General features: G+C 72.0%; 24 protein-coding genes. 12 read left to right on the top strand and 12 right to left on the bottom strand.

All coding sequences use genetic code 11. The features are described from left to right. Nucleotides 1-30: 30 nt before the first annotated feature. Nucleotides 31-1,137 carry a TIGR03364 family FAD-dependent oxidoreductase gene (locus tag AXK61_RS00995; protein WP_068569522.1) on the bottom strand — a complete coding sequence of 369 codons (1,107 nt, stop codon included), beginning with the start codon at nt 1,135-1,137 and terminating at the stop codon, nt 31-33. Nucleotides 1,138-1,292: 155 nt separating this feature from the next. Between AXK61_RS00995 and AXK61_RS00990 the strand changes: the two genes are divergently transcribed. Both AXK61_RS00990 and AXK61_RS00985 read left to right on the top strand, forming a co-directional pair. After that, nucleotides 1,293-2,057 carry a GntR family transcriptional regulator gene (locus tag AXK61_RS00990; RefSeq protein ID WP_068569523.1) on the top strand — a complete coding sequence of 255 codons (765 nt, stop codon included), beginning with the start codon at nt 1,293-1,295 and terminating at the stop codon, nt 2,055-2,057. Continuing rightward, the gene (locus AXK61_RS00985) at nt 2,054-2,752 is read left to right on the top strand and encodes a phosphonatase-like hydrolase (RefSeq protein ID WP_068743325.1); all 699 of its coding nucleotides are present in this window, start codon (nt 2,054-2,056) and stop codon (nt 2,750-2,752) included. The genes AXK61_RS00990 and AXK61_RS00985 overlap by 4 nt, the downstream gene beginning before the upstream one ends. Before the next feature lie 29 nt (nt 2,753-2,781). Here AXK61_RS00985 and AXK61_RS00980 read toward each other — a convergent pair whose 3' ends face one another. Next, nucleotides 2,782-3,468 carry a TVP38/TMEM64 family protein gene (locus AXK61_RS00980; protein WP_231855358.1) on the bottom strand — a complete coding sequence of 229 codons (687 nt, stop codon included), beginning with the start codon at nt 3,466-3,468 and terminating at the stop codon, nt 2,782-2,784. A gap of 124 nt (nt 3,469-3,592) precedes the next feature. Here AXK61_RS00980 and AXK61_RS00975 point away from each other — a divergent pair, with 124 nt between their 5' ends. From AXK61_RS00975 to AXK61_RS00955, 5 genes are all read left to right on the top strand, one after another. Next, complete coding sequence (locus tag AXK61_RS00975; protein ID WP_068743323.1) at nt 3,593-5,386, top strand: methylmalonyl-CoA mutase family protein; 1,794 nt, start codon at nt 3,593-3,595, stop codon at nt 5,384-5,386. Beyond that, nucleotides 5,386-7,617, top strand: a complete 2,232-nt coding sequence (gene scpA, locus AXK61_RS00970; protein WP_068569526.1) for a methylmalonyl-CoA mutase — start codon at nt 5,386-5,388, stop codon at nt 7,615-7,617. Before AXK61_RS00975 ends, scpA begins: the two co-directional genes overlap by 1 nt. Continuing rightward, nucleotides 7,617-8,597: a methylmalonyl Co-A mutase-associated GTPase MeaB gene (meaB, locus tag AXK61_RS00965; protein ID WP_082777807.1), complete on the top strand. Its 981-nt coding sequence runs from the start codon at nt 7,617-7,619 to the stop codon at nt 8,595-8,597. The genes scpA and meaB overlap by 1 nt, the downstream gene beginning before the upstream one ends. Nucleotides 8,598-8,668: 71 nt before the next feature. Then, nucleotides 8,669-9,007 carry a helix-turn-helix domain-containing protein gene (locus AXK61_RS00960; RefSeq protein WP_082789175.1) on the top strand — a complete coding sequence of 113 codons (339 nt, stop codon included), beginning with the start codon at nt 8,669-8,671 and terminating at the stop codon, nt 9,005-9,007. A 48-nt stretch (nt 9,008-9,055) separates the two neighbouring features. Further along, on the top strand, nt 9,056-9,511 hold the full coding sequence (locus AXK61_RS00955; RefSeq protein WP_068743319.1) for a VOC family protein: 456 nt from the start codon (nt 9,056-9,058) through the stop codon (nt 9,509-9,511). Between the two features lie 53 nt (nt 9,512-9,564). Here AXK61_RS00955 and AXK61_RS00950 read toward each other — a convergent pair whose 3' ends face one another. Next, on the bottom strand, nt 9,565-9,978 hold the full coding sequence (locus AXK61_RS00950) for a hypothetical protein (protein WP_068569529.1): 414 nt from the start codon (nt 9,976-9,978) through the stop codon (nt 9,565-9,567). 104 nt (nt 9,979-10,082) lie between these two features. Here AXK61_RS00950 and AXK61_RS00945 point away from each other — a divergent pair, with 104 nt between their 5' ends. The 4 genes from AXK61_RS00945 to AXK61_RS00930 are packed head-to-tail and all read left to right on the top strand — an operon-like array spanning nt 10,083 to nt 13,907. Continuing rightward, entirely contained in the window at nt 10,083-10,550 is a 468-nt protein-coding gene (locus AXK61_RS00945; RefSeq protein WP_068743318.1) for a flavodoxin domain-containing protein, read from the top strand. A gap of 59 nt (nt 10,551-10,609) precedes the next feature. Continuing rightward, nucleotides 10,610-12,256: a thiamine pyrophosphate-binding protein gene (locus AXK61_RS00940; RefSeq protein ID WP_068743315.1), complete on the top strand. Its 1,647-nt coding sequence runs from the start codon at nt 10,610-10,612 to the stop codon at nt 12,254-12,256. Beyond that, on the top strand, nt 12,253-12,885 hold the full coding sequence (locus tag AXK61_RS00935) for a hypothetical protein (RefSeq protein WP_068569532.1): 633 nt from the start codon (nt 12,253-12,255) through the stop codon (nt 12,883-12,885). The genes AXK61_RS00940 and AXK61_RS00935 overlap by 4 nt, the downstream gene beginning before the upstream one ends. Then, a complete protein-coding gene (locus AXK61_RS00930; RefSeq protein WP_068569533.1) occupies nt 12,882-13,907 on the top strand; it encodes a 3-oxoacyl-ACP synthase III family protein in 1,026 nt (341 codons plus the stop codon). The genes AXK61_RS00935 and AXK61_RS00930 overlap by 4 nt, the downstream gene beginning before the upstream one ends. Before the next feature lie 7 nt (nt 13,908-13,914). Here AXK61_RS00930 and AXK61_RS00925 read toward each other — a convergent pair whose 3' ends face one another. The 6 genes from AXK61_RS00925 to AXK61_RS00900 are packed head-to-tail and all read right to left on the bottom strand — an operon-like array spanning nt 13,915 to nt 18,047. After that, a complete protein-coding gene (locus AXK61_RS00925) occupies nt 13,915-14,496 on the bottom strand; it encodes a QsdR family transcriptional regulator (protein WP_231855356.1) in 582 nt (193 codons plus the stop codon). A 50-nt stretch (nt 14,497-14,546) separates the two neighbouring features. Then, entirely contained in the window at nt 14,547-15,311 is a 765-nt protein-coding gene (locus tag AXK61_RS00920) for an esterase/lipase family protein (protein ID WP_068743311.1), read from the bottom strand. 10 nt (nt 15,312-15,321) lie between these two features. Beyond that, nucleotides 15,322-16,089: an SDR family NAD(P)-dependent oxidoreductase gene (locus AXK61_RS00915; RefSeq protein WP_068743308.1), complete on the bottom strand. Its 768-nt coding sequence runs from the start codon at nt 16,087-16,089 to the stop codon at nt 15,322-15,324. A gap of 38 nt (nt 16,090-16,127) precedes the next feature. Continuing rightward, nucleotides 16,128-16,658: a GNAT family N-acetyltransferase gene (locus AXK61_RS00910; RefSeq protein WP_068743306.1), complete on the bottom strand. Its 531-nt coding sequence runs from the start codon at nt 16,656-16,658 to the stop codon at nt 16,128-16,130. Continuing rightward, nucleotides 16,655-17,737 (bottom strand): alpha/beta fold hydrolase, encoded by a 1,083-nt coding sequence (locus AXK61_RS00905; protein WP_068743304.1) that lies wholly within the window; start codon nt 17,735-17,737, stop codon nt 16,655-16,657. The genes AXK61_RS00910 and AXK61_RS00905 overlap by 4 nt, the downstream gene beginning before the upstream one ends. A 1-nt stretch (nt 17,738) precedes the next feature. Next, nucleotides 17,739-18,047: a hypothetical protein gene (locus AXK61_RS00900; protein WP_068743302.1), complete on the bottom strand. Its 309-nt coding sequence runs from the start codon at nt 18,045-18,047 to the stop codon at nt 17,739-17,741. Between the two features lie 200 nt (nt 18,048-18,247). On the opposite strand from AXK61_RS00900, the gene AXK61_RS00895 reads away from it, so the two are divergent. Then, on the top strand, nt 18,248-19,546 hold the full coding sequence (locus AXK61_RS00895) for a TrpB-like pyridoxal phosphate-dependent enzyme (protein ID WP_068743300.1): 1,299 nt from the start codon (nt 18,248-18,250) through the stop codon (nt 19,544-19,546). A 10-nt stretch (nt 19,547-19,556) separates the two neighbouring features. Here the strand turns inward: AXK61_RS00895 and AXK61_RS00890 are convergent, their stop codons facing one another. The 3 genes from AXK61_RS00890 to AXK61_RS00880 are packed head-to-tail and all read right to left on the bottom strand — an operon-like array spanning nt 19,557 to nt 23,382. Beyond that, on the bottom strand, nt 19,557-19,937 hold the full coding sequence (locus tag AXK61_RS00890) for a PspA/IM30 family protein (RefSeq protein ID WP_068569536.1): 381 nt from the start codon (nt 19,935-19,937) through the stop codon (nt 19,557-19,559). A gap of 50 nt (nt 19,938-19,987) precedes the next feature. Then, entirely contained in the window at nt 19,988-22,522 is a 2,535-nt protein-coding gene (locus AXK61_RS00885) for a sensor domain-containing protein (RefSeq protein ID WP_068743299.1), read from the bottom strand. Next, nucleotides 22,504-23,382 (bottom strand): Gfo/Idh/MocA family protein, encoded by an 879-nt coding sequence (locus tag AXK61_RS00880; protein WP_068743297.1) that lies wholly within the window; start codon nt 23,380-23,382, stop codon nt 22,504-22,506. Before AXK61_RS00880 ends, AXK61_RS00885 begins: the two co-directional genes overlap by 19 nt.

Genomic DNA, 23,382 nt, shown 5'->3' with positions numbered 1-23,382 from the left:
GCGGAGGTGGGGGTGTGGCGGGGTGTTCGATCAGATGGGGAAGTGGCGCCGGGCGAGCCCGTGCGCGATGGTCATGCCGACGCCGGAGGTGACGATGCGGACTGACAGGCCCGGTGCCGGCTCGGCGACGAGGTAGGGGCGCAGCGCGCTGGAGGCGTAGACGCCCTGCCAGCGCTCGATGATCGGCAGCCCGCTCAGGCCCATGACGCGTGCGGCCTCGGCGCGGAGGGTCTCGGTGACGGCCTCGTCGAGGAAGGGCTCCACGGTGCGGTCGGTGTGGTGCGAATCGCCGATGATCAGCGTGCCGTCGGGGCGCTGCGTGAACATGACGTTCGCGTCGATGTCGAGCAGGTCGGGACGTTCGGCCGCCATCCGCGTGCGGAGCGCGGCGGCGGCCGCGGTCTCCGCGAACGCCGGGTAGCGCAGGAGAGAGGTCGCCGTCAGTACCGCGGGGGTGACGACCGTGCCGGGATCCGCGGCGCGGGCCATCTGCAGGGCGCACCGCCGGACCAGGTGCTCCTCGGCGAGATCCGGGAAGTGGTGGTCGAGATCGTGCCCGACGCAGACGATCACTCGCTCCGCATCGACGGTGCCGCGGCTGGTGTGCGCGCGGACGCCGTCGAAGCCGAGGTAGGTGGTGCCGAACCGGACCTCGCCGCGGTCCTGGGCGTCGACCCAGGCGGCCAGCCGCGCGACGGTGACGCGGGGGTCGACCCGCAGGTCGGCCAGCAGTGCTGCGCCCCCGATCACGTCGTCGGCGCCGCCGCCGGGCAGCGCGTTCCGCACCTGTGCCGGGGTCCGCAGTTCGACCTCGCCGGCCCGGCGGTCCGCGAGTTCCTCGAGGACGGCGAGCTCGGTCGCGTGCCGCGCGACGGCCAGACCCCCGGTGGCCCGGGCGCCGAGCCCGGCGCGGGCGTCCAGGTCGAGCCAGCGGTCGCGGGCGAGGTGTGCGAGATCGGCGAGGTCCCCGGACTGGCCGGTCACGCAGGCGTGCCCGAAGTTGCGGATCGACGCCCCGATCGCCCGATCGTCCCGGTCGATGACGGTCACCGTCAGGCCGCGATCCAGCGCCTCGACGGCGTGGGCCAGCCCCACGATGCCGGCGCCGACGACGAGGACGTCCACTGCGGTGTTCATGTCGTCCAGCGTGACGGCCCGTACCTGGACTTGGCAAGACCCGGAACACGATGTCTATACAAGTTGTATCGCTGTACATCGAGGTGGTGCTGCTGTTCACGCGACGTTCATGTGGACAGACGGTTGGGGGCGATTTCACTTGTATACTCAATGGTGTGGTCGCAGCTCAGCCTCTTCATCAACGCCTCGCCGCGGAGTTCCGCGCGCGCATCGCCTCCGGTCGCTGGCCGGAGGGGGAGCAGGCACCCAGCGAAGCGGCGCTGTGCGAGGAGTTCGGCACATCGCGCGGCCCGGTGCGTCAGGCCCTCGCGACGCTCCGGTCCGAGGGGTTGATCGTGGGCGGGCAGGGGCGTTCGCCTCTGGTCCGGCGCAATGTTCCGAGTCACGCCGCCAGCGCCCTCGGGTCGTTCACCGCGTGGGCCCGGGAGCACGGCCACGAGCCGGGGCAGCGAACAGTCCTGCAGGCCCGCGTCCCGGCGTCCGCGGCGATCGCCGAGCTGCTGCAGGTCGAGGTGGGGGATCCGGTCCTCGAGCTCCGCCGGGTCCGCACGCTCGACGGTGCCCCCGCACTCTCCGAGGCCATGTACTTCGTGTGGGACCTCGGGAAGCGGCTGATGGAGTTCGACCCGGACTCCGGGTCGGTGAACCGTTTCCTCCTCGACGCGGGCGCCGACCTCTACGCCTCCACGCATCAGATCGACGCCGTCACCGCCGGCGCGGAGGATGCGGCGAACCTCGGGCTCGCCGAGGGGGCTCCGCTGCTGCGCGTCCGGCGGCTGACCACCGATGCCGCCGGCACCGTCGTCGAGTACGCCGAGGACCGCTACGCCCCCGGCGTCACGACCGTGATCGTCGAGAACCGACTCTTCGCAGCGCCCGATCGGGCGCTGCGCTCCGTACCCGTCAGGAGAGACGCATGACCGCACACCCCATCGAGCTCGTCGCGCTGGACATGGCCGGCACCACCATCGACGACGGCGGCGCCGTCTACGAGGCGCTGCGCGGCGCCGTCGAGGACGCCGGCGCCACCGTCGCCCAGGCCGATCTGCAGGTATGGATGGGCACCGACAAGGTCGAGGCGATCACCAACCTGCTGCGTCTCGGCGGCGTCGAGCCGACGGCGGAGCGGGTCGATGCCGGATTCGCGCGCTTCCGCGAACGGCTGCAGCAGGCTTACACCGCGACGCCGCCGACCGCGATCGCCGGCGTGCCCGAGGCGCTGCGCGAGATCCGCGCCCTCGGCGTGAAGGTCGCGCTGACCACCGGCTTCGACGACGCCGTCGCGCTCCCGCTGCTCGCCGCCATCGGTTGGCGGATCGGCGAGGGCGAGGGCGCCGTCGTGGACGCGGTGGTCACCACGTCCGACGTGGCCGCGGGTCGCCCGGCGCCGTACATGATCCACCGCGCGATGGAGCGCACGAGCGTGCGCGATGTCGCCCGCGTCCTCGCTGCCGGCGACACCGCCGTCGACGTGCAGGCCGCCAACAACGCCGGTGCGGTCTCGGTCGGTGTGCTCACCGGCAAGGCCGACGGTGCGACGCTCGCCGAGGCCGGAGCGGATCACGTGCTCGGCGGCGTCGTCGACATCCCCGGGCTCCTGCACGTCCGTCCGTAGGCAAGTGCAAGCCCTTGCGGTGAACCCTGTCAAGCCTCAGGTCTTGCGGGCATGCGGGCGTCGAGCAGAAGGCCTGCGATCCCGACCGCCATCAACGCGCCACTGACCACCACGAGCCAGGGCGACGACTCACCGGTCAGCGCGTCGCCCAGCAGCACGACCGCGATCGTGCCGGGCGCGAGGCCGGCCACCGTCGCCGCGAGGTACGGCCAGAAGCGCACGGGCGAGAGCGCCGATGCGTAGTTGACCAGAGAGAACGGCGCCACGGCGATGAGCCGCAGCGACCCGACGGCCAGCCAGCCCCGGGCACGTAGCCGCGCGGCGATCGGGAGGTAGGCGCGGTGCTCCCGCACCCGCGCGAGCACCACGGACGGGTGCCGCTCGTCGACGGCGCGCACCGCGAGGAAGGCGATCACCGCCGCAGCGGTGGACGCGACCATGCACAGCAGGATCCCGGTCGGGCCGAACAGCACGCCCGCGGAGACCGTGAACATCGTCCGGGGAATCGGGAACACCGTCACCACCGTGTGGGCGACGAGGAACAGGACCACGAACCAGGTGCCGGTCGAGTCCGCCCACCCCCGCACCGTCGAGATACCGGGGTGCGGGAGCAGCATCCCGACGACCACGAGAGCGAGCACGAGCACGCAGCCGATCGCCGCGCGGACGACGAGGGCGCGGTCGCCGGGCCGCAGCCGGGATTCGTTGTCGCTCACGTCGAGCCAAGATACGCGGTGTGCGCGCGGAGTGCCGCGACCCTACTGGGGCGTAGCAAGCGCAATCGGTTAACGTGGGTTCTCATCGACCCGGCGTGTGCCGGGCCACAGGTGAGGAGGTCTCGTGGCGGACAACCCGTACGACGCGTGGCGTGATTCGGTCGGTGCCGTGCTCGCGAAGTCGCGCGGCGGGACGCCGCCCGAGGACCCGATCGCAGCACTGACCACCCCCACCGAGGACGACGGCGTCGACATCGCGCCGCTGTACTCGCAGCGCGATGAACTGCCCGAGGCCCCGCTGCCCGGCGCCTTCCCCTTCGTCCGCGGCGGGAACCCCACGCCCGACGTCCGCCTGGGGTGGAAGGTCGCCGAGCGCTTCGCCGAGGGCACCGACTCCGCCGACGTGCTCGGTGCGCTGGAGTCCGGCGCGAGCGCGCTCTGGATCACCCGCGCGGATCCCGCGCCGCTGCTCGAGGGCGTGTACCCGGACATGGCGCCGATCCTGGTCTCGGCCGGAGGCCGTGCCGCCGAGGCCGCCACACAGGTCTACGCCGCCCTCGACAAGGCCGCCGAGTCCGACGCCTACCGCGCCGACCTCGTCCACGTCAGCCTGGGCGCCGCGCCGCTGACCTCGCAGGTCGTGGGCCGCGCCGATATCGCGCTCGACGAGGCGACCGAGCTCGCCCGCAGCGCCGATGCGCGGGTCGAGGACGTCCGGGCGATCGTCGTCGACGGTGCCGACCTGCACAACGCCGGAGCGACGTGCGCCCAGGAGCTGGGCCTGACCGCCGCGGCCGCGCTCGACCACGTCCGCGCCCTCACCGCCGCCGGGCTGTCCACCGCCGGCGCCCTGGGCCAGCTGACGATCCGCCTCGCCGCGACGGACGACCAGTTCCTCACCCTGACCAAGATCCGTGCCTGGCGCACGGTCTGGGCGCGCGTCGCCCAGCAGCTGGGGGAGCCGGAGGCGGGCAACGCGCCGGTCCACGCCGTGACCTCGCTGGCCGCCACCACGCAGCGCGACCCCTGGGTCAACATGCTCCGCGTCACCGTCGCCGCTTTCGGCGCGGGCGTCGGCGGCGCCGATTACGTGACCACGCTGGAGTACGACGAGGCCCTGCCCGGCGGCGTCGAGGGCTACTCGCCCGCGTTCGCCCGCCGCATCGCGCGCAACGCCCAGCTGCTGCTGCTCGAGGAGTCCAACCTCGGTCGGGTCGTCGACCCGGGTGCCGGATCCTGGCACGTCGAGTCCCTCACCGACGACCTGGCGCGCGCCGCGTGGGGCGTGCTGCAGGAGGTCGAGCGTGCGGGCGGGTTCGGCCGGGGCATCGCCGACGAGTCGATCGCCACCCGTCTCGGCGAGGCCGCGGACCGTCGCGACTCCGCGGTCGCGCGGCGCGCCAAGAAGATCACCGGCGTCAACGAGTTCCCGAACCTGGCCGAGCCGGCCATCGCACCGTCGGCGGCCACGAACGGACCCGTCGTGCGGTCCTACGCCGCGCCCTTCGAGGCGCTGCGCACCCGCTCCGACGCCTTCCTCCGGGAGCACGGCGTGCGGCCGCGGATCCGGATGGTCACGATCGGCACCGTAGCCCAGTACAACGGGCGGTCCACCTTCCTCACCAACCTGCTCGCCTCCGGCGGCATCGAGACCGTCCTGGACGCGGTCGAGCAGGCCGCGGGGAGTGCCACGCTCGACGGCTCGGCCGGCGCGCGGATCGCCGTCCTCGCGGGTTCCGACCCGGGCTACGCCGAGGAGGGCGAGGCGCTGGCCCGCGCGCTCCGCGACGAGGGGAATCTCGTGCTGCTCGCGGGTGCGCCCGGCACCGTCGACGACGGACTGATCGACATCTACCTGCACGCGAAGATCGACGCGGCCGCCGCGCTCGACGACCTGCTGACCCGATTGGGGGCGTGATGACCAGCGAGATCGCCAGTTTCGCCGACGTTCCGTTCGAGGACCTGCCGGGCGCGACACCGTCGAGCGCCGACGTCGACGCCTTCGTGGACGCCTCGGCCAAGGCCTACGCCTACACCCCGGACCAGCTGACCTGGACCACGCCGGAGGGCATCGACGTCAAGCCCGTCTACACCCGCGCCGACCGCGATGCCGTCGCGGCGGCCGGCTACCCGGTGGACTCCTACCCGGGGACGGTGCCCTTCCTGCGCGGCCCGTACCCGACGATGTACGTCAACCAGCCGTGGACCATCCGGCAGTACGCCGGCTTCTCGACCGCCGCCGAGTCCAACGCCTTCTACCGCCGCAACCTCGCGTCGGGCCAGAAGGGGCTGTCGGTGGCGTTCGATCTCGCCACCCACCGCGGCTACGATTCCGACCACCCGCGCGTCACCGGTGACGTGGGCATGGCCGGCGTCGCGATCGACTCGATCCTCGATATGCGCCAACTGTTCGACGGCATCGACCTGGGCGGCGTGTCCGTCTCGATGACGATGAACGGCGCCGTGCTGCCGATCCTCGCGCTCTACGTCGTGGCGGCCGAGGAGCAGGGTGTGGGCCCCGAGAAGCTCGCGGGCACCATCCAGAACGACATCCTCAAAGAGTTCATGGTGCGCAACACCTACATCTATCCGCCCGCGCCCTCGATGCGGATCATCTCGGACATCTTCGCCTACACCTCGCAGAAGATGCCGAAGTTCAACTCCATCTCGATCTCCGGGTACCACATCCAGGAGGCCGGGGCCACAGCCGATCTCGAGCTCGCCTACACGCTGGCCGACGGTGTCGAGTACATCAAGGCAGGCATCGAGGCGGGCCTCGACGTGGACAAGTTCGCGCCGCGCCTGTCCTTCTTCTGGGGCATCGGCATGAACTTCTTCATGGAGGTCGCCAAGCTCCGCGCCGCGCGCCTGCTGTGGAGCGAGCTCGTGGCGGAGTTCGACGCGAAGAACGCCAAATCGCTGTCGCTGCGCACGCACTCGCAGACCTCGGGGTGGTCGCTCACCGCGCAGGACGTGTTCAACAACGTCGGACGCACCTGCGTCGAGGCCATGGCCGCGACCCAGGGCCACACCCAGTCGCTGCACACCAACGCGCTCGACGAGGCCATCGCCCTGCCGACCGACTTCTCGGCCCGTATCGCCCGCAACACGCAGCTGCTGCTGCAGCAGGAGTCCGGGACCACGCGCCCGATCGACCCGTGGGGCGGCTCGTACTACGTCGAGACTCTCACGCACGAGCTGGCAGAACGCGCCCGCGCCCACATCCGCGAGGTCACCGAGGCCGGCGGCATGGCGAAGGCGATCAACGAGGGCATCCCGAAGCTGCGCATCGAGGAGGCGGCCGCCCGGACACAGGCCCGCATCGACTCGGGGCGGCAGCCGGTGCTCGGCGTGAACAAGTACCAGGTGCCCGAGGACGCGGCGATCGAGCTGCTCAAGGTCGACAACACCAAGGTCCGGGGCGAGCAGCTGGCGAAGCTCGAGCAGCTGCGGGCCGAGCGCGACCCCGAGGCCGTCACGGCCGCCCTGGCGAACCTCACTCGCGCGGCCTCGGCCGAGGGCGGGGCGAACCTCGAGAACAACCTGCTCGCGCTCGCGATCGACGCGGCGCGGGCCAAGGCCACCGTCGGCGAGATCTCCGACGCCCTCGAGCAGGTCTACGGCCGACACCAGGCCGAGATCCGTACGCTCAGTGGTGTGTACCGCGAGGAGGCCGGCGCGTCCGGCAACATCGAGACCGCCATCGGCCTGGTCGAGAAGTTTGAGGAGGCCGACGGCCGCCGCCCGCGCGTGCTCATCGCGAAGATGGGTCAGGACGGCCACGACCGCGGCCAGAAGGTGATCGCCACCGCGTTCGCCGACCTCGGCTTCGACGTCGACGTGGGCCCGCTGTTCTCCACGCCGGAGGAGGTGGCCCAGCAGGCCGCCGACAACGACGTGCACGTGGTGGGCGTGTCGTCGCTCGCCGCGGGCCACCTGACGCTGGTCCCCGCTCTCCGGGACGCGCTTGCGGAGGTGGGCAGGCCGGACATCACGATCGTGGTCGGCGGCGTCATCCCGCCGGGCGACTTCGACGAGTTGTACGCGGCCGGCGCCTCGGCGATCTACCCGCCCGGCACCGTCATCGCGGACGCCGCGGTGAACCTGCTGCACGAGCTGGGCGGCAAGCTGGGGTACCAGCTGGCGTGATCACCGTCGCCGAGCTCGCGGAGGGCGTCCGCGCGGACAAGCGCGCGGTGCTGGCGCGGGCCATCACCCTCGTCGAATCGCGGCGCCCGGATCATCAGGCGCTCGCGCAGCAACTGCTGCTCGCGCTCACGCCCGCCCCGGACGCGCCGATCGCCACCCGCGTGGGGATCACCGGCGTGCCCGGGGTCGGCAAGTCGACGACCATCGAGGCGCTGGGCAATCACCTGATCTCGTTGGGGCACAAGGTCGCCGTGCTCGCGGTGGATCCGTCGTCGACGCGCTCCGGCGGCTCGATCCTGGGCGACAAGACCCGCATGGGCACCCTGGCCGTGAATCCGCGCGCGTACATCCGGCCCTCGCCCACGTCCGGCACGCTCGGCGGGGTCGCGAAGGCCACGCGCGAGACGATCGTGCTGCTGGAGGCTGCGGGCTTCGACGTGATCCTGGTCGAGACCGTCGGCGTCGGGCAGTCCGAGGTCACCGTCGCGAACATGGTCGACACCTTCACCTTCCTCACCCTGGCCCGGACCGGCGATCAGCTGCAGGGCATCAAGAAGGGCGTGCTCGAGCTCGCCGACGTGGTGGCGGTCAACAAGGCCGACGGTGACCACATCGTCGAGGCCCGGGTCGCCGCGCGCGAGCTGTCGAGCGCGCTCCGGCTGATCCACCCGCGCGGATCGCTGTGGCGGCCACCCGTGTTGACGCAGAGCGCCATCGAGGGCACCGGCATCCCCGAGTTCTGGGACGCCGTCATCCGGCATCGCACGACGCTGCAGGAGGCGGGGGAGTTCGACCGCCGCCGCCGGCAACAGCAGGTCGATTGGACCTGGACCATGGTCCGGGACACGGTCCTGTCCCGGGTCGAGCAGTCCGACGGTGTGCGGTCCGTCCGGTCCGGGGTCGAGGCTGCAGTCCAGGACGGCTCGCTCACACCTGCGTTGGCCGCCCAGCGTCTGCTCGACGCCTTCGACGGCCGCTGATCCGCGGCGCCGTGGCCCGTCTCTCCCTCCGCGAGGATGCGAACCTGCGGTTGCTGCGGGCCCGTGACGCCATGGACCGGCACTACGCGCGGCAGCTGGACGTGCCCGCGGTGGCGCGCATCGCCCTGATGTCACCGGCGCACTTCTCCCGCGAGTTCGCGGTCGCTTTCGGCGAGACGCCGCACCGGTACCTGCAGCGGAGGCGGATCGAGCGGGCGATGGCTCGACTGCGTGACACGGACCGGTCGATCACGGACATCGGATTCGAGGTCGGGTTCGGGTCGACGGGCACCTTCAGCCGCACCTTCCGGGCGATCGTGGGGCGGTCGCCGTCGGAGTACCGCCGCGATACGGCACCCTTGGCCGCGCCCGGCTGCGTGGTGCGGTCATGGACCAGGCCGGCGCACTGAGCAGTTCCGGATAAGCGCGGATCGCCGCGGCTTCGTAGGCTCATCGGCATGTTCACATCGATCGCCATCACATCCGTCTTCGTCCTCGACCAGGACGAGGCCCTGGACTTCTACGTCGGCAAGCTCGGGTTCGAGGTGCAGGACGACGTCGACATGGGTTTCATGCGCTGGCTCACCATCGCGCTGCCGTCCGAGCCGCAGCGCCAGCTGGTGCTGGAGGTGCCCGGTGTCCCGGGCGGCGCCGAGATCGCGGCCGCCCAGCGGGACCTGCTGACGCGGGGCGCGCTCGGCGTGGCCTGCATCCTCAACACCGAGGACTGCCGCGGCACCTACGAGGCGCTCCGAGCGAAGGGCGTCGAGTTCACCGAGGAGCCGCAGGAGCAGCCCTACGGCATCGACTGCGCACTGCGGGACCCGTTCGGCAACCACGTCCGCATCACCCAGCCCGCGCAGGGCCCCGTCGAGATCACGCAGGCGGACAAGGACCGCTGGTCCGGGGCCTGAGGCGCGAACGTGCCGGGGCCCGCGCGAACGCCGGCCCCGGCATCGCCGGATCGTCAGGACTTCGCGGCGAGCGCGTCCAGCTTCTCGATGATGTCCGGCACTCGGTCGAGGAGCGCGAGCTTGGTGTCGAGCTGCTCGAGGAGGGACTTGACGTCCGCCACGGCGCTCTTGACCTCGGTGAGCGTGCTCGACACCTCGGTGAGCGTGCCGTCCACCGTGCTCAGCGTCGAGTCGACCGTCCCCAGCTTGGTGTCGACATCGGTCAGCGTCGAGTCGACGGTGCCGAGTTTGGTGTCGACGTTCGCGAGGGTCGAGTCGACGGTTCCCAACTTCGTGTCGACGCCGGCGAGGGTCGCGCTGACCTCGCTCAACGTGCCGTCCACGCGACCGAGCGTCTCGTCTGCGCTGGTGAGGGTGCGATCCGCGCGACCGATGATCTCGGTCGGGTTCTTGGGGAGGAATCCCATGGAAGTCTCCTTCGTCGTGACTGTTGGAACTGTTGGAGAGGAACTTACTCGAGAGTCAGTTCCTCGTCGAGACAGGCCGCCCCCGCCCGTGTGAGGATGGGGTCATGTCGGCAATGCTGATCTGCGCGTCCACACATCACGGCAACACCCGGAAGGTGGCGGACCGGATCGGCGGGGTGCTGGGCGCGGCCGTGGTGACGCCCGCCGAGGTCACGGCGGAGCAGATCGACGCCGCCGACCTCATCGGATTCGGTTCCGGCGTGTACTGGATGTACTTCGATCCGGCGCTCGTCGAGCTGGTGCGGTCACTGCCGGTCCGGCAGCGCGGTGCGGCGTTCGTGTACGCGACCAGCGGGCTGCCGGAGACGCCGTTGCGCCGATACACCCGCAGCCTTGCGGATCTGCTCGGAGGCCGTGGGTTCCGGGTCGATCCCGAGGTGTACCACTGCCGCGGATGGGACACGATGGGGCCGTTCGGTCTGGTCGGCGGCATGAACCGCGGCCGTCCCTCCGACGCCGATCTCGCCGCCGCGGAGGACTACGCTCGGCGGCTGCTCGCGCGACAGGGGTAAGTCGACGCCGTTCGGCTGCGGTGTTGTGGGATAGCTCACATCGGCCTACTGTGGCGCTTGTGGCTTCAAATGTTGCCGAGTGGATCGCAAATGCGTTGTACGCGTACGGACTTCGTAACGCGTACGGAATCCACGGTGCCAATTCCGAGGATCTGTTCGCCGCGCTGCTCCGCGCGCCCGCGGACCGTCGCCTCGCGGTGACCATCGCCAAGCACGAGTTCGGTGCCGGCGCGATGGCCGACGGCGCCACGCGCATGACGGGTCGGCCGGCGTGCCTCGTCGCCACGTCCGGCGGCGCGGCGATGAACTGCGTTCCCGCCCTCGCCGAGGCGTACCAGTCGCGCGTTCCGGTCCTCGCGCTCATCGGCAGCCCGCCGACCACCGGCGAGGGGCGTGGGGCGTTCCAGGACATGTGCGCCGGGCCGCGGACCGTCGACGTGCTGACCGTGCTGCGGGGTGTCACCGGCTTCGCCGCCAAGGTCGCCGGTCCGGACGACCTCGGACCCGCCTTCGACGGTGCCCTCGACGCCCTCGAGCGTGGCCTGCCCGCCGCGCTGCTGCTCCCCAAGGACGTCCAGCTCGCGCCGTGCCCGGGCCTGCCGCACCGCACCGCCGCGCCGCGGGCGAGTGCTGCACCGTCGAACGAGGTGGTCCGGACCGTCCGCGCCGCGCGCAGGCCCCTCTTCCTGCTCGGCGAGGCGGCGTCGCGGGCGCGCCTGGCCGGCCCCGTGGCGGAGCTCGCGGCGCGCACCGGCGCCGTCGTCGCCGTGACGCCCAACGGCCGTGACGCCGCACCGGACGTCGGCGTGGTCGGCGTGGCGGGGGTGATGGGGCACCCCTCGGTGACCCGGGCCGCCGCGGACGCCGACCTGGTCCTCGCGCTGGGCACCGACCTCGACCTGATGGACCGCAGCGGCCTCGATGCGGTCATCGACGTCACCTGCACCGTGCACGTCGGGGCGGAGCCGCCGCTGCGCGAGGTCACACTCCACGAGTCGAGCCGCGACCTCGCCGCCTACACCCGCGCCCTCGCCGCCGCGGTCGGCGGACGCACCCGCGCGGCGTGGACCGCGATCGTCCCCGAACCGATCCTGGTACCCCGGAACGACTCCGGAATCATGACCTGCGCCGACGCCGTCGATGCCCTCGCGCCGGCGATCCCCGCCGACGCGCTGGTCTTCGCCGACGCCGGCAACGCGGGTGCCGCCGCGGTGCACCGCCTGCCGCTCGGCAGTGGGGAGAGGTTCCTCGTCGCCCTCGGGATGGGCGGCATGGGGCACGGCATCGCCGCCGGAATCGGCGCCGCCATCGCCACCCGCCGGCCCACCGTGATCCTCGCCGGCGACGGCGCCTTCTTCATGCACGGCATGGAGATCCACACCGCGATCGAGGGCCGCGCGCCGGTCGTGCTCGTCGTCCTCAACAACGACGCGCACGGCATGTGCGTGGCCCGCGAGGACAAGTTCTTCCCCGACCTGACCAGCATCAACCGGTTCCGCCCGAGCTTGATCGGCGCCGGTCTCGCCGCGATGTTCCCGTCCCTGCGCGCCCGCTCGGCCACCACGCCCGACGGTGCCCGGGCCGCGTTCGCCGACCTGCTGGCCGGACAGGGCGGCGGACCGTCGGTCCTCGAGATCGCCACGGACCCCGCCGAGGTTCCACCGTTCGCAGCACTTCTGCCCGATACCGCGAAGGAGCACCGATGATCCCGACGATCGACATCGAGGGGACGATCCGGATCGAGAGCCACCCCCGCCCGGTGGCCCAGCCGATCCTCGTCGACCGCATGCGGTCGGTGTACCCGCACCAACAGATCTACGGCGATTTCTGCCCCGTCCAGTCGTACGTGAACGCACCGCCGGACGAGCTCTTCCACTGGCTCTCCGACACCCGTTCCCTCGAGGAGTGGACCTACAGCCTGCGCGGCTTCCGCGAGACCGACGAGCCCGGGCTGTGGGTGGCGCGGGACATGCTCGGCGCCGACACCGAGATCTACACGCGGACCGTCGCGCATCCGGACGCGCGGACCGTCGATTACCACTGCGCCTGGGACCAGGGGGAACACCTCTGGATGATCTACCTGATGCGGGTCGTGGACGCGCAGACGGTGCTGAACCGGCCCGGATCGGTGGTGCTCTGGAACAACTGCCACCACCCCTTCTACGACGAGAATCCGTACCCCGACACGGCACCGCCCGGCCGGCCGGTGTGGGTCGGCGACCTGTGGGACACCTTCGGCGCCGGGCACATGATGGAACTGGAGAACCTCAAGGCCATCGCCGAGCACCGCCACGCCCACGGACAGCCCGTCAAGCCCGACTGGATGTCCTCATGAGCGCCCCGGCCGCGACCCCGCGCATCGTCGGGCTCGCCTCGTACCTCCCCGAGAACCGCGTGCCCGCGGACTACTTCCGGGAGTTCGCCGACGCCGACAGCCGGACCCTCACCGCGAACCCGATGTTCGCGCCGCCCGCGTTCCGGCACCACGCGGCGCCGACCGAGTCCAACGTCGAGCTGATGTGCACCGCGATCGACCGGCTGCGCGAGCAGGTGGGCGACGCCGCGCTGCAGGCCGACGTGATCCTCAGTCACTCGCAGCTGCCGGACCTCCCCGTCGTCGGGTGCGGCGGCGACGTCGCGCGCCGGCTCGGCATGCACCCGTCGCTGGTTCTCGACATCCACAACGGTGGCTGCGCGGCGTTCCTGCTCATGCTGCAGCTCGCGCGCACGATGTTCGCCGCCGGAACCGCCCGGTCGGCGCTCCTGCTCACCGCCACCAACGCCGCCGGCAACGTCTTCACCCAGGACCGGGTGCGGAACCTGCCCCAGGCCGCCATCCCGGGCGACGGTGCCGCCGCCGCGCTCGTCGTCGCCGATCCGGAGGCGGGCGGGATGACGGTGCGCCACGTCGTACTCGCGCAGCACAGCGAGTACGCGGGCGACATGACGGCCGCCGTCGAGCCGCCGCGGAAGTACTGGGAGGCCGGCGAGGGACAGCTGCACGTCGGCTTCACCGAGGCCAAGATCGCGAAGGTGCTTGCCCGCGGGAACCGGCTGGTGCCCGAGGTCGCGCTGGCGGCGGCCGCGGCGGGCGGCCTCACCGGGCCGCAGGTGGACCACCTCGTCACCAATCAGCCCAACCGCACCTTCCTGCGGAACTGGCGCGAGGCCCTCGAGCTCCCGCCCGAACGGCACCCGGACACCTTCGACGAGTGCGGCAATCTGTTCGCCGTCGGTGTCCCGCACACCTTCGCCACCGCCCGCGGGGACGGCCGGATCGGCGCGGGGGAGAACGTGGTGCTCGCCGCCTTCGCCCACGCGGGGGACTTCGCCGCCGCGGCGCTCGTCGGGACCTGAGCCCGGCTCACGCGCGGCCGGCACCGGCGGGAACGCCGACGCCCGCGGGCAGGAAGTGCGCGGCCACACCGAGCAGCGCGGCGCACGAGAGGCGCACCTTCTCGGAGTCGGGTTCCTCGCCGGTGATGATCGGCGAGTAGACGAACGCCTCGGCGGTGCGCAGCAGGACGTAGGCGAGCAGATCGACGGGCAATTCCGGGACGTACCGCCCCGCGGCGACCTCGGCGTCGATCACGGCGACGATCCGCGCGAGGATGCGGTGCTGCACGCCACCGGCCCGCGTGGTCATCACGCGGAAGGCGCGTTCGGGCTCGCGGCGGACGAAGGGCGCGAACGCGGACCCGCGATTGGCGACGGAGGAGAAGTCGCCCAGGACGTTCGCGATCCGCACGGCGCCCTCGCCGTCGGCGGTCCGGGCGACGTGATCGAAGGCGGGGGCCGTGATCGACCAGACGACCTCGCCCAGGATCCGGTCCCGGCCGCCGAACCACCGGAACAGGGTGTTCCGGTTGACGCCCGCGTGGGCCGCGAGCTCGTTCATCTCGATCCGCTCGCCGGCGAGGAACATCTCCGTCGCCCGTTCGATCACGGCGTCCCTGCGTTCCGTCGTGGCGCGTCCGGCGGGCCGACCGTCGGGCATCACGCTCCGGGCAGGCGCGGGTACGCGAACCGCAGGGCGGTGGGCGGACGGAACGGGGCACCGTCGGGCGGGGTCGCGAGCCGGTCGGCGAGCGCCCAGAGGACCGCGAGGTTGGTGCCCAGGCCCAAGTGGGAGCCGAGGACCTCGATGTTCTCGGCCGACGGTGCCGGGTCCCGGCACAGTTGCCAGGGGACGATGCCGTCGAGACGGCTGTAGATCGCGACGGCCGGGACGCCGAGCGGCGCACCGTCGGGCTCGAGCGGAAGGTCGAGCCGCTCCGCGTGCCACCGCCCGAAGGTCTCGTAGACGAGGCGGGTGTTGCTCTGCCGGTGGTGCGCGAGCCGGAACGGGCTGCCCAGCGTGAAGACCTGCCGCACCAGATCGGGGTGTTCGCGGGCCAGGCGCCGGGCGTAGATCCCGCCCAGGCTCCAGCCGATGAGGGTGACGGGGCCCTCGGCGTCGGCGATCGCGCGCAGCCGCTCCGGCATGCCGCGCAGGATCTTCTCCGACGGCCCGATGTTGGTGCCCAGCTTCCAGCCGTGCACCCGGTATCCGAGGCGCCGCAGGGTCCGGCGCAGCACGACGGTGCTCAGGTCTGAGGTGCCCAGGCCCGGCAGTACGAGGACCGGGCGCCCGTCCCCGGTGGGCGCGCGCAGCAGGAGCGGCCAGGACCAGGAGAGGGCGCCGCCCTCGCCGAGCGCTCGGGCGTAATCGGTGGTCATCAGGGCGCGACGCGGGGCCCGCACGGTCTCGATCGTGGTCATGTTCCTCGCCTCAGTTCGTGAGCATGCCGCCGTCGACCGGCAGCGTGATGCCGGTGACGTAGGTGGACGCGTCGCTCGCCAGGAAGAGCAACGCGGGGTCGAGTTCGCCCTCGGCGCCCAGCCGGCCGAGCACCGTGCGCGGCAGGACGAACTTCTCGAGGACACCGTCCTCGAACTCGTCGGTCATCTCCGACGCGAAGTAGCCGGGCGCGATGGCGTTGACGCGGATGCCGCGGCGTGCGCCCCACTGCTGCGCGAGGTCGCGGGTGAGGCCGACGACCGCCGACTTGGACGCCGAGTAGGCGGCCTGCGGCATGAGGACGCTGGTCAGGCCCAGAATGCTGGCGATGTTGATGATGGAACTGCCCGGCTTCATCACCCGCGCCGCGGCCTGGGCCATCCAGTACGTGCCGTTGAGGTTCACGTCGATCACCCGGCGGAAGTCGTCCGGGGCCTCCCGCAGCGCTGGCACCGCGGTGGCGACGCCGGCGTTGTTCACCAGCACGTCCACGCGGCCGAACTCGACCATCGCCGCCTCGATCGCCGCCGTGCAGGCGTCCGGATCGGCCACGTCGCACGCCACCGGGAGGGCGCGGCGGCCGAGGCCCTCCACGAGACGGGCCGTGTCGGCCAGCTTGTCGACGCGGCGCGCGGCGAGCACCACGTCGGCCCCGGCGGCGGCGAGCGACTGTGCGAAGCCGACGCCGAGGCCGCTCGAGGCGCCGGTGACGACGGCGACGCGGCCGTCGAGCCGGAACAGGTCCAGGGGGTTCGTCATGGTTCTCCTTCGGTGCCGGGTCGCGGGGGGCGTCGCGCCTAGGCGAGGTCGTCGGCGACGCCCATGAGGCCGATGGCCTCGGCGGACTCGTGGGCGTGATGGGCGAGCACGATGAGATCGCGCAGCTCGCCGTCGCGGCCCCGGATGTGGTCGCGCAGCAGGGCCTCGCCGGTGAAGCCGAGCTCACTGAACATGGTGAGCACGCGATCCTCGTCGGTCGCGAGCTCGATCATGACCTTCGTCAGCCCGGCCGCGATCCCGGCGCGCAACGCCTCCTGCACCAGGAGCCGGCCGATGCCGCCGCCGCGCCGCGCCGTCCCCACGACGAGCCGCAGCTCGCCCACGTGGTCGGACCAGCCGGGCAGCCGGGTCAGCGCCGCGTATCCGTCGACGGTGCCGTCCTCGGCGGTCGCCACCCACCGCAGTCCCGGGCCGTCGGCGATGCCGGTGACGGGGCCGGTGAGATCCTCCCGGATGACGGTGAGGTCGTGCTCCGAGAGCCCGGCGAACATCGCCGCGAGCGCGGGCTCGTCGTCGGGAACAACTGCGCGGATGAGGGTTTCGGTCATCGGACGGCCTCGCTCTTGTCGATCAGGAACTCGATGATGGTCGGGATGGTCGTCTTCGCGGCGGTACGCCCCACGACGAGGCCGATGTGCCCGCCCTTGAGGCGCAGCTCGGTCTTGTCCTCCGAGCCCACGAGGTCCATGACGGGGCTGGCGGCGGCGATGGGCACGATGTGGTCCTTCTCGCCGACCACCGCGAGGAAGGGGGTGCGGATGTCCGACAGGTGCACCCGGTCGCCGCCGAGGAAGAGGCGGTCGGTCATGAAGCCGTTGTCGCCGCTGAGCATCGTGCCCATCTGCCGCGCGACGCCGCCCGGCAGCGGGACGTGGTCCGTGCCCCAGCCGTTCATCGCCTGGTAGGCGGCGACGTACTCGTCGTTCCACATGCGCTCGAGGAGGTCGACGTAGCCGGTGAGCTCCGCGACCGGCTTGAGGGAGCGGAACGCGCTGTAGACCACGTCGGCGGGAACGTTCCCGTCCTCGCCGAGCGCCCGCTCCAGATCCTCCGGGCCGCTGGTCAGCACGGACTTGAAGGGCATCTCGGTGTAGTCGACGGGGCACGCCACCACGGTGTGGCTGCGGATGGGGGAGTCGGGGTGGTGCGCCGCGTGCAGCAGTGTCAGGTTGCCGCCGAAGCAGTAGCCGAGGAGGTTCACCTCATCGGTGCCCGACCTGCGGCAGGTCTCGCGGATCGCCTCCGGGATCGCCGCGTCCGCGTAGTACTCCAGGCCGTTCGCGGAGTCGCGCTCGTCGGGGACGCCCCAGTCGAGGAGGTAGACGTCGAAGCCGGCGCCGAGGAGGTGCTCGATGAAGCTGTTGCCCGGGGTGAGGTCGAGGATGTAGCTGCGGCTGACCAGGCTGAAGACGATGAGGAGCGGCGGTCGGTGCCGCACCTCGTCGTTGCGGTAACGGAACAGGCGTGCCCGGCCGTCCCGCCACACCTCGTCGCGCGCGGTCGCGCCGATCCGCGGCGCGGTCAGGCCCGCCGCCATCTTGATCCCGTTGCGGGCCCGTAGGGCGTTGCGCTCGATCTCCTGGCGGACCCGGTCGAGGGCGCTCCGCGGACCGTCCGTCACGCCCACGTCAGTGCTCCTCGCCGGGCGCGCGGTCGTTCTCGTCCCGCTCTGCGAGTTCCCGCCGCAGGCGACGGATCTCGTAGTCCAGATCTCCGACCTGCCGGCGGAGCTTGCGAATGTCCGAGCCCGCCGGGAGGTTCACCGTGTGCAGCACGGCCGCCCCGACGGCGTCGATCCGGCCGCCGATCGCGGCGCGCGTGCGGCCGATGAGCTTCATGGTCACGGCGAACTCGTCGGAGTGCACAACCGTCTCCACCGGAGGAGTGATCCGCCGCTCGAGTTCGTCGTACAGACCTCGTATCGAGAACTTCGTCATGGTCCGTACTCCTCGGTCGAGCGGGCTCCGGGCGCCGGCCCGCGCGTCTGCACCATTTCAGCAGAATGACTCATCGTGCGTCGCCGAACTGCGGGAAAGCGGGAATCTCCGGAGGTCCGGGATCGCAGGGACCGGCAGCCCGCGGCGGATCCGGCGACCTCGGGGCGGCCCGCGGGAGCGGCCCTTCTAGGCTGTGACGCATGACACTCTCGGATGCCGCTGCGCACCAGGACATCACCACCGTCGGAGTACCCACGCACTGGTACAACCTGGCCGCGGAGCTGGACACGCCCATCCCGCCGCATCTGCACCCCGGCACCAAGGAGCCGGTGCAACCCGAGGACCTGGCGCCGCTGTTCGCGACGGGCCTGATCGCGCAGGAGGCGTCCACCGAGGCGTACCACGAGATCCCCGAGCCGGTTCGGGAGATCCTCTCCATGTGGCGTCCGTCGCCGCTGATCCGGGCCCGTAGGTTCGAGGAGGCGCTCGGCACCACGTGCCGGATCTACGTCAAGTACGAGGGCGTGAGCCCCGTCGGCTCGCACAAGACCAATTCCGCTGTGGCCCAGGCCTACTACAACCATCTCGACGGGGTCACCAAGCTCACCACCGAGACCGGGGCCGGCCAGTGGGGCAGCGCGCTGTCCTTCGCGGGCGCGCAGTTCGGAATCGACGTCGAGGTGTGGCAGGTGCGCGCCTCGTACGACTCCAAGCCCTACCGCGGGCACCTCATGCGCACCTACGGCGGCACCGTGCACCCCAGCCCGTCCGACCTCACCGAGTCCGGCCGCGCGATGCTGGAGAAGGACCCGAACACCACCGGCAGCCTCGGCATGGCCGTCTCCGAGGCGGTGGAGGTCGCCGCGAAGGACCCCGAGGCGCGCTACGCGCTCGGCAGCGTGCTCAATCACGTCGTGCTGCACCAGTCCGTGATCGGCCTCGAGGCGGTCGAGCAGCTCGCCCAGCACGAGCAGGGGGCCGACGTCGTGTTCGGTTGCGCGGGTGGCGGATCCAACCTGGCCGGTCTCGCCTTCCCGTTCCTCCGGGAGAAGATCCACGGCCGGCAGGACCCGCGGGTGGTCGCCGTCGAGCCCGCCGCGTGCCCGTCGATCACGAAGGGCGAGTACCGCTACGACCACGGCGACGTCGCCGGCCTGACGCCGCTGCTCAAGATGCACACCCTCGGCATGGACTTCGTGCCCGACCCGATCCACGCGGGCGGCCTCCGGTACCACGGCATGGCGCCGGCGCTGAGCCACACCGTCGAGCTCGGACTGGTCGAGGGCCGCGCGGTCGAACAGAACGACGCCTTCGCGGCGGGCGTGCTGTTCGCCCGCACGCAGGGCATCGTCCCGGCCCCCGAGTCCACCCACGCGATCGCGGCGGCGGCGGACTACGCCCGCGAGAACGCGGACGAGGTGCTCGTCATCGGCCTCTCCGGGCACGGCCAGCTCGACCTGCCCGCCTATGCGGAGTACCTGTCCGGCAACCTGGCCTGACGCGCGGTCGCTACGCCCCCGGCGCGTCCGGCGGTGTGGCGGGCGAGCCGAGTGAGCGCCGGATCTCCTCGAGCTTGGCCTTCGCCGCCTTCTCCCGCTCGGCGAAGGCCCGCTCGGCGTCCTGCCCGGCCGTCGTGCCGTGCGCGAGCTCCTCGGCGCCCAGCGCGGTGGTGGTGCGGCGCTCGATCTTCTCGCGCACGTGGTCGAAGGTGGGCACACCGGCGGGCGTGTAGCCGGTGACCTCCGCGTACGACGGTGCCGTCGGCCCCGCGGGCGCGACCGGCAGCGTGTCGACCACCTCCGCGTCGATCGGCGCCTCCTCCGCGCCGGGGCCCCCGGGCGCCGTCGGGTCGGTCTGCGGGGTCTGCGGGTGATCGCCGGGGCTCGCCATGCTCCCAGGGTAGCGCCGCGACGGGGCGGCACCCCCCGGCGTCGACGCGCCTACCGGAGCGCTCGGGTGCGCCAGCGACCCAGTTCCTCGCGATCCACGGCGCGGCTCCACAGGAAGCCCTGCGCGAAGTGCGCGCCGGCGGATGCGAGCGCCGCCGACTCCTCCGCGGTCTCGACGCCCTCGGCGATCACGTCGAGGCGGAGCGCGCGCGCCATGGCGATCGCCGCGTCGAGCATCGCCTCGAGCTGCGGATCGTCGTGCCCGGTGGACGCGACGACGACGGACCGGTCGATCTTGACCAGCGCGAGATCGAGGTACCGCAGCTGTGCGAGGCTCGACCAGCCGGTGCCGAAGTCGTCGAGTGCGATGCGGACCCCCAGCTCGACGAGCCGGTGCGTCGCGGCGAGCACGTGCCGCTCCGGGACGACGCGCTCGTTGATCTCCAGGATCAGCCGGTCGGGGGCCAGCCCGCTGCTCTCCAGGGCGCGCTCGACCACGTGCGGGAGCAGCGGGTCCGCGAGATCCTCCGAGGCCAGATTGACGGAGACCCACCCGAGTTCCGGCGCGGCCGCGAAATCGGCGCAGGCGCGCTGAAGCACCAGCCGCGCCAGGTTCGGCAGCAGGCCCAGGGCCTCGAGGTGGGGGAGGAAGTCCCCGGGGGCGAGTTCCTCGCCCCCGGGGCCGACGATCCTGGTCAGGGCTTCCGCACCGACCATCGCGCCGGTGGCCAGGTCCACGATCGGCTGGTAGCGCACGATCACGTCGCCGGCCTCGATCCGCTCCCGCACGTGGGTCACGAGCGCGAGCCGCTTCTGCTGCGGAGCCCGCAGCCCGGCCGAGTGCCGCACGATCCGGTTCCGGCCGTCCCGTTTGGCCTGGAGCAGAGCCAGGTCCCCGTCGATGAGCAGTTGCGTGATGCCGTCGTCGGTCGCCGGGGATTCGACCAGGCCGATCGAACAGGTGACGGACAACTGCAGCCCGTCGACGTCGACGGACTCGGCCATTGCGACCCGCACCCGTTCCGCCCAGTCCTCCGAACGGTCGGCGGCGTCGGTGCGCGGTCGGAGGACCACGAACTCGTCGCCGCCCAATCTCGCGACGAGGTCACTCGGCAGACTCGCGTCCAGCAGGCGCTGCGCGACGAGCTGGAGCACCTGATCGCCCACCTTGTGGCCGAGCGAGTCGTTGATCCGCTTGAACGAGTCCAGGTCGATCCAGAGGACGGCCAGCGCGTCGCCGTCGAGGCGGCGCTCCCCGACGACGACCGTCGCGCGCTCGATGAAACTCGCGCGGCCGAGGAGGCCGGTCAGGTCGTCGTGATCGGCACGCCAGCGCAGGCGGCGGTTCAGTACGCGGATCTCCTCCTCGGCGCGCTTGCGGTCGGTGATGTCGGTGTGCGTGCCGATCAGGCGGGTCGGCGTGCCGTCCGGCCGGGACTCCATCACGCGGCCGCGCGCCGAGATCCAGCGCCACTCGCCGTTCTTGGCCGCCATCCGGTGCTCGAACGAGAACTCCTCGATCTCACCCCGCAGCACGGGCCGCATGACCGCGGTGCAGGTCGCCACGTCGTCGGGGTGGACGCGCTGCTGCCATGCCTCGACGGTGTCGTCCACCTCGTCGAGGGCGTAGCCGAGCATCGTCTTCCAGCGTTCGGAGTAGAACACGGACTCGGTGGTGAGGTCGCGGTCCCAGATGCCGTCGCCGGCACCGTCGATCGCGAACTGCCAGCGCTGCTCGGCGCGCCGGAGCAGGGCCTGGTCGCGCCGGCTGGTCGTGATGTCGCGGGAGATTCCGATGAGGCCGACGATCTCGCCGGTGCCGTCGCGGTAGGGCGCCTTGTTCGAGAGGTACGTCCGGCGCGTCCCGTCGACCTCGACGTACTCCTCGACCTCGTGCCCGATCCCGGTCTCCATGATGGCGCGGTCCGTCGCCATCAGCGTCTCGGCGATCGCCGCGAACAGCACGGTGTCGTCGTGGCCCACCGCGTCCTGCGCACGCACGCCCATGAGCCCGGCCACCGCTGCGTTGACGTACTGGTAGCGCCCCGCGCGATCCTTGATGTAGACGAGGTCGGGCGCCGTGTCGATGACCGCCTGCAGCAGCTCGGTGGCACGCTGCGACGACGACCGCGACTCGATCACGCGCTCCTCGAGCCTGCGCCGAGCCTCGTCCATGGCCTGATCCGACGCGACCCGCGCGGTGATGTCGCGCGTGATCCCGGCGACGACCGGGCGTCCGTCGAGCGTGAGGTACAGCAGGTGCACCTCGACGGGGTAGTCGCTCCCGTCCTTGCGGCGCATCATCGCCGGGATCACCAGCGAGGCGCCGCCGCGCGCCCGGTCCAGGTTGCGGCCGGCCTCCTCGGCCGGGACCTGCACGACATCGAGGAGGTGCATGTGCAGCAGCTCGTCCCGGGTGTAGCCGGTACTCGCGCACCCGGCGTCGTTCACCTCGATGAGAAGGCCGTCCTCGTCGTGCACGAAGAAGCCGTCGGATGAGCGGTCGATGAAGGCGCGCGCGATGTCGGCGTCCCAGGGGGGTCTCGGCGGCGTCGCCGGGGTGCGGTTCACGGAGTCGGCGGACACGCCCCGGCCCTGATCTGTGCGATCACGCGCTGCAGGTGCAGCCCGCGGAGGACGCCGAGCGGGTGATCGGCCCCGGTCGAGATCGATGCGAGGAACTCGTCGAGCAGGACGCGGAAGCACTCGGTCGACGGCGTCTCCCGACTCTCGAGCACGGCCAGGCCCGCCGCGGAGTGCGCGGAGATCCGCATCACCGTCGGCAGGACGGGCGTCCGCAGGGAGAGCGACAGGGTGGAGGCGGCACCGTCGGCGTGTGTGAGCTGCGCGGTCCACGTATCGCTCCCGGCGTCGTACCGGGCGGAGGCGACTCCCTCGACGGTGCCCACGGCGGCGTCGACCAGGTCGATGACGTGCGGCCCGACGTCGTACAGCGCGCCCTCGTCCTGACGCCAGGCGGACGCGGCGAACTTGCCCGCCAGCGCGGCGCCGGAGAGCCACTGGGCCTCCGCGGCGATCGGCTGCAGCTCGGCCGCGCGGGCCAGGAACTCGCGGGTCTCGGGCGCGAACCGGCGGGTGAGCGCGAGGATCGACCGGACCCCGGCCGCGGTGACGGCGTCCGCGAGCGCGACGGCGCCTTCGAGGTCGAGGGCGATCGGCTTGTCGAGGATCACGTGCTTGCCGGCTCGGGCGGCGGCGGCCGCCAACGGGGCCTGGACGTTCGGCGGGACCGCGAACGCGACGGCGTCGACGGCGTCGAACAGCGCTGCGGGGGAGTCGAAGGCGCGTGGGAAGACCTCCGCGGCGGCGGCCGGGTCGCGTGCCCACCCGCCGACGAAGTCGACTCCCGGGTGCGCCGCCAGGGACGGGGCGTGCGTCTCCCGTGCCCAGGGACCCGCTCCGACCAGACCGATGCGCACCGTCAC

The sequence above is a fragment of the Tsukamurella pseudospumae genome (assembly GCF_001575205.1).
GTDB classification, from domain to species: Bacteria; Actinomycetota; Actinomycetes; order Mycobacteriales; family Mycobacteriaceae; genus Tsukamurella; species Tsukamurella pseudospumae.
The sequence above is the reverse complement of the archived record's forward strand: the minus strand, read 5'-3'. Positions and strand labels throughout refer to the sequence as shown.

What these genes read in the sequence shown, in the direction of transcription:
- AXK61_RS00995 (WP_068569522.1), bottom strand. Translation starts at nt 1,137, where the DNA reads ATGAACACCGCAGTGGACGTCCTCGTCGTCGGCGCCGGCATCGTGGGG.
- AXK61_RS00985 (WP_068743325.1), top strand. Translation starts at nt 2,054, where the DNA reads ATGACCGCACACCCCATCGAGCTCGTCGCGCTGGACATGGCCGGCACC.
- scpA (WP_068569526.1), top strand. Translation starts at nt 5,386, where the DNA reads ATGACCAGCGAGATCGCCAGTTTCGCCGACGTTCCGTTCGAGGACCTG.
- AXK61_RS00960 (WP_082789175.1), top strand. Translation starts at nt 8,669, where the DNA reads ATGGACCGGCACTACGCGCGGCAGCTGGACGTGCCCGCGGTGGCGCGC.
- AXK61_RS00955 (WP_068743319.1), top strand. Translation starts at nt 9,056, where the DNA reads ATGTTCACATCGATCGCCATCACATCCGTCTTCGTCCTCGACCAGGAC.
- AXK61_RS00950 (WP_068569529.1), bottom strand. Translation starts at nt 9,978, where the DNA reads ATGGGATTCCTCCCCAAGAACCCGACCGAGATCATCGGTCGCGCGGAT.
- AXK61_RS00945 (WP_068743318.1), top strand. Translation starts at nt 10,083, where the DNA reads ATGTCGGCAATGCTGATCTGCGCGTCCACACATCACGGCAACACCCGG.
- AXK61_RS00935 (WP_068569532.1), top strand. Translation starts at nt 12,253, where the DNA reads ATGATCCCGACGATCGACATCGAGGGGACGATCCGGATCGAGAGCCAC.
- AXK61_RS00930 (WP_068569533.1), top strand. Translation starts at nt 12,882, where the DNA reads ATGAGCGCCCCGGCCGCGACCCCGCGCATCGTCGGGCTCGCCTCGTAC.
- AXK61_RS00920 (WP_068743311.1), bottom strand. Translation starts at nt 15,311, where the DNA reads ATGACCACGATCGAGACCGTGCGGGCCCCGCGTCGCGCCCTGATGACC.
- AXK61_RS00915 (WP_068743308.1), bottom strand. Translation starts at nt 16,089, where the DNA reads ATGACGAACCCCCTGGACCTGTTCCGGCTCGACGGCCGCGTCGCCGTC.
- AXK61_RS00910 (WP_068743306.1), bottom strand. Translation starts at nt 16,658, where the DNA reads ATGACCGAAACCCTCATCCGCGCAGTTGTTCCCGACGACGAGCCCGCG.
- AXK61_RS00900 (WP_068743302.1), bottom strand. Translation starts at nt 18,047, where the DNA reads ATGACGAAGTTCTCGATACGAGGTCTGTACGACGAACTCGAGCGGCGG.
- AXK61_RS00895 (WP_068743300.1), top strand. Translation starts at nt 18,248, where the DNA reads ATGACACTCTCGGATGCCGCTGCGCACCAGGACATCACCACCGTCGGA.
- AXK61_RS00890 (WP_068569536.1), bottom strand. Translation starts at nt 19,937, where the DNA reads ATGGCGAGCCCCGGCGATCACCCGCAGACCCCGCAGACCGACCCGACG.